5 protein-coding genes are annotated in these 7179 nt (G+C 69.1%); all 5 read left to right on the top strand.

Annotation, left to right across the window (positions count from 1 at the left end):
• Window positions 1–1498: fibronectin type III domain-containing protein (locus RMO30_RS01345; RefSeq protein WP_309708483.1), on the top strand; the 1498-nt coding region annotated here is incomplete at its 5' end.
• A gap of 26 nt (window positions 1499–1524) precedes the next feature.
• Window positions 1525–2496: a MoxR family ATPase gene (locus RMO30_RS01340; protein ID WP_309708481.1), complete on the top strand. Its 972-nt coding sequence runs from the start codon at window positions 1525–1527 to the stop codon at window positions 2494–2496.
• Entirely contained in the window at window positions 2493–3914 is a 1422-nt protein-coding gene (locus RMO30_RS01335; protein WP_309708479.1) for a DUF58 domain-containing protein, read from the top strand. The genes RMO30_RS01340 and RMO30_RS01335 overlap by 4 nt, the downstream gene beginning before the upstream one ends.
• A complete protein-coding gene (locus tag RMO30_RS01330) occupies window positions 3911–6220 on the top strand; it encodes a transglutaminase domain-containing protein (protein WP_309708476.1) in 2310 nt (769 codons plus the stop codon). The genes RMO30_RS01335 and RMO30_RS01330 overlap by 4 nt, the downstream gene beginning before the upstream one ends.
• Window positions 6217–7083 (top strand): double zinc ribbon domain-containing protein, encoded by an 867-nt coding sequence (locus RMO30_RS01325; RefSeq protein ID WP_309708473.1) that lies wholly within the window; start codon window positions 6217–6219, stop codon window positions 7081–7083. The genes RMO30_RS01330 and RMO30_RS01325 overlap by 4 nt, the downstream gene beginning before the upstream one ends.
• Window positions 7084–7179 lie beyond the last annotated feature (96 nt).

The following is a 7179-nucleotide window of genomic DNA, read 5'->3' as shown; positions in this document are numbered from 1 at the left end:
GGGAGTCGAGGTCTCCGAGTTCGGCGACCGGCTGCTCAAACTGTCGTGGGTGCCCGGATCGTTCAACAACTCACCCATCGACCACTACGAGGTCACGATGGTCTCGGTGGCGACCGATGAAGTGCTCTCCGTGACTTCGTGTGCCGCGACGGTCAACTGCGCCCTGACGACGCCGGGGAACGGCCCCGGAAACGCGGTGAGACTCTCCGTGGTCGCCGTCAACGCGATCGGGCCGTCGGCCGGCGCGTCGCTCGCCGGCACGATCTGGTCGGACATCATCCCGCCCCCGCCCTCGAGCCTCTCCTCCACGCCGCTCGACCAGGGACTGCGCGTCACCTGGAAGAAGCCTGCGGACACCGGGGGAAGCGCGATCGAACAGTATGTCGTGACCGTCGGGGATGCCATTCAGGTTGTCGACGTGAATCCTGGTGATCCGGTCGGCACGTTCTATTCCGCCAACCTCACCTCGGTGTCGATTGCCAACGGCAGCGCGGTCGGCTACTCGGTGAGCGCCCGCAACAGCGCGCCGAACTCGCTCGCGACCTGGAACCAGGCAAGCGGGGTCGGAATCCCTGCAGGACCCCCGGTCCTGGTCGGTCCGACCGTTTCGGCGTCGGCGTCGCTCACGGACGGCTCGACCGCCAACGCGTCGTGGTCCGACGTCTTCGGCGCCAATGGCGCGCCCATCCTGAAGTATTACGCGCTCATCGAGGCGGGCGGGCCAGACCCCGCGTGCACCGTCAGCGGCGTCGAGAACGGCTCCCCGAGCGTGTCGCCGCCCGGCGGGAGCCAACACCTCGGCGCGGGCACGACGAGTACCGCGTTCGGCGGGCTGTCGGCCAACCAGCCGTACACGATCTGGGTTTTCGCCTACAACGGGCAGGGCTGCACCCCCGCGGTCCCCGTGCAGGTGACGCCGCGCGCCGCGCCCGGCCAGGTCACCTCGATTTCGCACGAGATCGACGAGAACGGCGACGACGACGAGTTCTACGACGCGCGCCTGACCGGCTACGGAATCGCGAGTGGTTCGACCGATGCCGATCTGTTCATGTACCGGTTCACCTCCGGGGCCGAAGGCAGCGAGAGCGGTGTCGTGCCGCTCGGCAGCTTCTTGACCGCGGGAGGCACCCAGTACGGCAATTCGGTCACCGCGCAGGTGAAGGCCTGCCGCGCCTACCCCGAGGCGACCCTGTGCAGCGCCGACTGGTCCGGCGACTTCGCTCTCGGAGTGCCGGTGCACAACTCGACCCCGGGTGGGCTCGACTTCGACGCTGCGCTGTTGAGCGGCGCGTGGAGCTGGACCTCGATCCCTGCCTCCACCGCGTATGAGTCGATCGCTTTCCGATGCGACTCGGGCAACAGTGAGGCGGGCTGGACCACGCCGATGCCGGTCACCGGCGAGTGCGAGACGGGCCCCGTCGGGCGGGATCTGCGCGTGCGGATCACCGCCAATGGCGGGGAGACCTATGTTCGAAGCTACTCTTCGCTCGAGTACTGAGCACCCTTGTCCCTGGAAGGACCACCATGAGCATGACCCCCGAGCAGGCCTCCGCATTCCAAGAGACCTTCGGCCGCATCGTGGCCAACGTCGAGCAGGTGCTCCTGGGCAAGACCTTCGTCATCCGCCTCGGCTTGGTGGCGATGTTCAGTGAAGGTCACCTGTTACTCGAGGACTTCCCGGGCACCGGCAAGACCTCGATGGCCCGCGCGATCGCGCAGAGTGTCGCCGGCACGAGCAACCGCATCCAGTTCACTCCGGACCTGCTCCCGGGTGACATCACCGGGGTCAGCGTCTACGACCAGAAGCGCGGCCTGTTCGAGTTCCACCGGGGTCCGGTGTTTGCGAACGTGGTGCTTGCCGACGAAATCAACCGCGCCTCCCCGAAGACCCAGGCCGCGCTGCTCGAAGTCATGGAGGAAGGGCACGTCACGGTCGACGGCGAGACTCACGAGGCGGGGCGTCCGTTCATGGTGATCGCGACCCAGAACCCGATCGAGCAGGCCGGCACCTATCGGCTGCCGGAGGCGCAGCTCGACCGCTTCCTGCTCAAGGCATCGATCGGCTATCCCGACCATGCGTCGACGCTGCGGATTCTCGAAGGCTCCGACGTCAAGGCGCACGAGCTCGTGCTTCAGCCGATCGTGACCGCCGACGCCGTGCTTGAGATGGCTGAACAGGCCCGCCACGTTCACGTCGACCCCAGCGTCAATGACTACGTGTCCCGGCTCGTCGAGGCGACCCGCACGGCGACCGAGGTGCGTCTCGGTGCGAGTGTCCGTGGTGCGCTCGCCCTCATCCGCAGCGCGAAGACCCTCGCCGCAGCGAGCGGTCGGCACTACGTCATCCCGGACGACGTGAAGTCGCTCGCCCAGCCCGTGCTCGCCCACCGCCTGCTGCTTGATCCGGAGGCGGAGTTCGACGGCGTCACGACGTCGGGCATCATCGGCCAGTTGCTCCTCGAGACCTCGCCGCCGAGCGACCGGCAGGCCGTGTGAGCGCACCGCCTCCCGAGCAGGGCCGCCCCACTCGGTCGGGTCGCGGTCCCCGCATCACGACGGCCACCCGAGCCGAGCCGCACCCCGCCGTCGGCAACGCCGGGCTCACCAACATGCGCACCCGCATCGTCGGGACGCGCACCGGAGCGCTCGCCGATTTCGTCGTCGCCGTCGTGCGGTTCTTCGCGCTTGCCGGCGCCGCGCTCGGCCGCGTGGGGGCGCGGGTCGCCGCCGTCGTCACTCCGCTCGGCTGGGTTCTGCTCGCCATCATCCCCGCAGGCTTCGGGTTCGGGTACGCACTCGGCTGGGTCGAACTCGTGGTCGTCGGGTGGGCGGGCGTGGTGCTGGCGGTCATCGCGGTGCTCTACCTCATCGGCCGGTCGCCGTTCAAGGTGAGTCTCACCCTGGCCCACCGACGCGTGGTGGTCGGCGATCCGGCTCGCGGCGCGGTGACGTTGCACAACCCGACGGGGCGACGGGTACTCGGGGTCACCGCCGAGATTCCGGTCGGCGTCGGGCTCGCCGAGCTCGCAATGCCGAGCCTCAAGCCCGGAGCCTCGTTCACCAACGAGTTCGCGATCCCCACCTTGCGGCGCGGGGTCATCCCCGTAGGCCCGGTCCGCACCGTGCGCGCCGACCCGATCGGACTGGTGCGTCGCGAGCTGATCTGGACCGAGTCTGAGGATCTTGTCGTGCATCCGCGCACGGTCGGCGTGCCGTCGACGAGCACGGGGCTCATCCGCGACCTCGAGGGCTCGCCGACCCGAGACCTCACCTCGAGCGACGTTGCCTTCCACGCGTTGCGGGAGTACCAGGTCGGCGACGAGCGTCGGTACATCCATTGGAAGTCGACCGCGAAGACCGGCACCTACATGGTGCGCCAGTTCGAGCAGACTCGGCGCAGCCACCTCGTCGTCGCCCTGTCTCTCGCGACATCGGACTACGCGACCGAGGAGGAGTTCGAGCTCGCGGTGAGCGTCGCAGGGTCGCTCGGAGTCCGCGCCATCCGCGACGGCCGTACCGTGTCGGTCGTGGTGAGCACCGTCACCCCCGAGTTCGCCAAGCGCAAGACCTACGCCGTCCGTTCGCTGGCGACCCATGTGCCGACCCGGCTGCTCGATGATCTCGCCGTGGTCGAGGCGGCGTCTGCGGCTCTGGGAATCCGCGATGTCGGCCGCATCGCTGCCGACGACAACGTCGGCATCTCGGTCGCGTTCCTCGTCTGTGGTTCGCTCGTCACGCCCGGCGAGCTGCGCGCCGCCTCCCACTCGTTTCCCATCGACGTCGCGGTCGTCGCGATCGTCTGCGACCCGGACGCGGTTCCCGGATTCCGTCGGGTCGCCGAGCTCAGTGTGTTGACGATCGGCTACCTCGAGGATCTGCGGATCGCCCTCGCCCGGTCGGCGGCGGTCGCATGAGACCCGCCCGTAGTGGCGCGTCGATCGTCGCCGACGTTGCACTCCTCTGGATCGTGATCGGAGTCGCTGCCGCCGCCTTCTGGCCGGTCTACCGCGACATCTGGTATCTCGCGGTGGTCGTGGGTGCGGTCGTCGCCGGCACCGTGGTGGCGCTCCTCGGGGCACGGTTCCGCTGGCCGTCGTTCGCGGTGCTCCTGGTTGCGGCTGCAGTCTTTGTGGTGATTGGCGTGCCGCTCGCCGTACCCGGTCGCGCGATCGCCGGCATCCTGCCCAGCTGGGGGGGCATCCTCGACCTGCTCTCGGGCGTCTCCTACGGCTGGAAGCAATTGCTCACGATCACCCTGCCGGTCGGCGACTACCAGGCGCTGCTCGTGCCGGCCTTCCTGCTGCTCTATGCGGCGACCCTCACGTCGGTCACAATCGCCGTCCGGGCTCGTTTCCCCGAACTCGCGGTGATCCCGCCCATCGTCGCGTTCCTGGTCGCGATCGCGTTCGGCCCCGACGAAGTGCCCTGGCCGGTTCCCCTGGCGCTCGGGATGCTCGCTACCTCCCTCGTCTTTCTCGTGGTGCACCGCTGGCGGCGTCGACGGACTGCGATCCGCGCGCTCGCGAGGGCGACGCCGGATGCCGATGGCCGCCCGCTCGAGACGGCTGGCGGGGCGGCGCTCGGCGTCCGAACGGTCGTCGCGGGAGGGCTCATTCTGGCGATCGCGTCGGCCGCGTCGATCGGCGCAACGACTCTCGCACCGGTGACGGGGGAGCGCGACGTGCTGCGCACCGCCGTCGAGCAGCCGTTCGACCCGCGCGACTATCCGAGCCCGCTGGCTGGCTTCCGGCGCTACCTGCGCGACGACCGGGTCGACGACGTGATGCTCAGGGTCTCGGGTCTCCCCGAGGGGGCGCGGCTCCGGGTCGCAACACTCGACAGTTACGACGGCGTGGTCTACGCGGTCGGCAGTTCCGCTGTCGATGGCGCCTCAGGCACGTTCGTGCGCATCCCCCAGTCCGTCGATCAGGGTGATCTGACGGGCGAGCCGGTGTCGCTCGTCGTCGAGGTGGTCGACTACCGCGGCGTGTGGGTTCCGAGCGCCGGGGCTTTCGAGTCGATCGCGTTCACCGGCTCCCGATCCGCCAGTCTCACCGACGCGTTCTACTACAACGCGACCACCGACACCGCCGCGGTGCTGGGCGGTCTCGACGCCGGTGACGGCTACCGAATCGACGCCGTGCTGCCCGACCAGCCGGCCGCCGCGGAGCTCGACGAGCTCTCGCCCGGTGATGCCGAAGTTCCGCGACTCGGTGCGATTCCGGAGGAGCTCGCGCTGTACCTCGAGGAACGGGTGCGAACGTTGACCGCGCCGGGGGAGCGACTCGCCGCGATGCTCGACGCGTTGCAAACCGACGGCTACATCAGCCACGGCCTCGAAGAAGACGACCCACCGAGTCGCTCGGGTCACGGAGCAGACCGGATCGCGGAATTGGCGACGGAATCCCGGATGATCGGGGACGCGGAGCAGTACGCGGTCGCCGCCGCTCTCATGGCACGCCAGCTCGGGTTCCCCGCCCGGGTCGTGTTCGGGTTCGTACCGCAGGACGGCATTGTGCGCGGCGAGGATGTCACCGCCTGGATCGAGCTCCATACCGCGCAATACGGATGGGTCGCGATCGACCCCGTGCCGGAGGATCGGCCGATTCCGGAAGAGGAGCCCGAGGAAGAGAACCAGGTCGCGCGGCCGCCGTCGATCGTGCCGCCGCCCCCCGACCGGCCCGAGCCCCAGGCCGACCAGACGGCTCCCGACAGCGCGCAGGATGACCTCGACCAACTCGATCCGCTGCTCGCCGCGCTGCTCGCTGTCGCTCGAGTCGTCGGCATCGGCCTCCTCATCGTCGCCGTGGTGCTCGCGCCTTTCCTGCTGATCGTCGCCGCGAAAGTGCGTCGCCGACGGCTGCGGCGAACGGCGCCCGAGATCGTGCAGCGCATCAGCGGCGGTTGGGACGAGTTCGCCGACTCGGTGCTCGACCACGGCTACCCGACACCCCCCGCTGCCACGCGTTCCGAGCTCGCCGCCGTCGCGGGCGGGTTGCCCTCGCGGGTGCTTGCGGCCGTCGCCGATCGCGCCGTGTTCGCCCCGGAGCGGGCGGATCCGGCCGACGCCGACCGAGTGTGGGAAGCCGTCGCCGAGCTGCGGGCAGCTCTCGATCTCGGACTGACCCGTCGGCAGCGCATCCGCGCCCTGGTCTCTCTACGATCACTCGGTGCCTATAGTGTTCGGAGTCTGTTCCGGCGGGAAGGAGGGGAACGATGAACTGCAGATTCTGCGGTACCACGCTCCCCGCGGACGCGGCCTTTTGTGGCGAGTGCGGACGTGCCGTGGCGACATCGGCGCCGGCGAAGGCCAAGAGCCGTCCGACGTTGCCGCCGATCGTGTTCTCCTCAGAGCCGGACCCCGAGCCCGTCGTACGGTCGATCGCCGGTGACAGCGAGTACACCTGCCCGCAGTGCGAGGCGGCAATTGATGAGGACGACGTCTTCTGCGGAGAGTGCGGGTTCGTGTTGACCTCGTCGTATCTGTCAGCCCCGTCCGACGCAGTGGGTGATCCGCGCGACACGACCGAGATCGACCCGATCGTCGCGACCCCCCTCGAGCTGGAACTCGAGCCCGAACCGGAACCGGAACCGGAGCCGGAACCCGTACCAGAGCCCGAACCGGAACCTGTCGTGGCCGTCGCCGGGCCGCCGAAGACCCTCCGGAAGGCCCCTGACCCCTTCCCATGGGGCCAGAGCCCGCGGTTGAGCACCGTCGACCTCGAGGCGACCCGCATTGTGTCACCGGCGTTCGCTGATGAACGATTCGTGTTGCAGTTCAGCACGGGTGAGAGCGTGACGGTGTCGGGCGCCGGACTGGTCGGGCGCAACCCGGCATCGCAGCCGGGTGAGTTCGTCGACCAGCTCGTGACGGTCTTCGACGCAGGCAAGTCGGTCTCGAAGACGCATCTCGAGTTCGGCCAAGAGGGCGGCCGGTTCTGGGTGAGCGATCGCTATTCGACCAACGGATCGACGGTGCGGCAGCCGGACGCCGAGCCGAAACGCTGCGAACCGGGCCGGCGGTATTTCGTTGCACGGGGCACGCGAGTCGACATCGGCGAGCAGTTCTTCGTCGTCAGCTAGACCAGGATTGCCGCGTCCTCCACCGCGAGTGAGTCGCTCGTCGATCCGCATGCGGACGGCGCGTCGGAGGATGCGCGCGCTTCGTCCCCGAGTCTG

It is taken from the genome of Pseudolysinimonas sp. (genome assembly GCF_031389465.1).
Lineage (GTDB): Bacteria > Actinomycetota > Actinomycetes > Actinomycetales > Microbacteriaceae > Pseudolysinimonas_A.
This window is presented reverse-complemented; position numbering and strand designations above follow the sequence as displayed.

Excerpts from the sequence above, each read along its gene's own strand:
- RMO30_RS01330 (WP_309708476.1), top strand. The coding sequence starts at position 3,911 with ATGAGACCCGCCCGTAGTGGCGCGTCGATCGTCGCCGACGTTGCACTC.
- RMO30_RS01325 (WP_309708473.1), top strand. The coding sequence starts at position 6,217 with ATGAACTGCAGATTCTGCGGTACCACGCTCCCCGCGGACGCGGCCTTT.
- RMO30_RS01340 (WP_309708481.1), top strand. The coding sequence starts at position 1,525 with ATGAGCATGACCCCCGAGCAGGCCTCCGCATTCCAAGAGACCTTCGGC.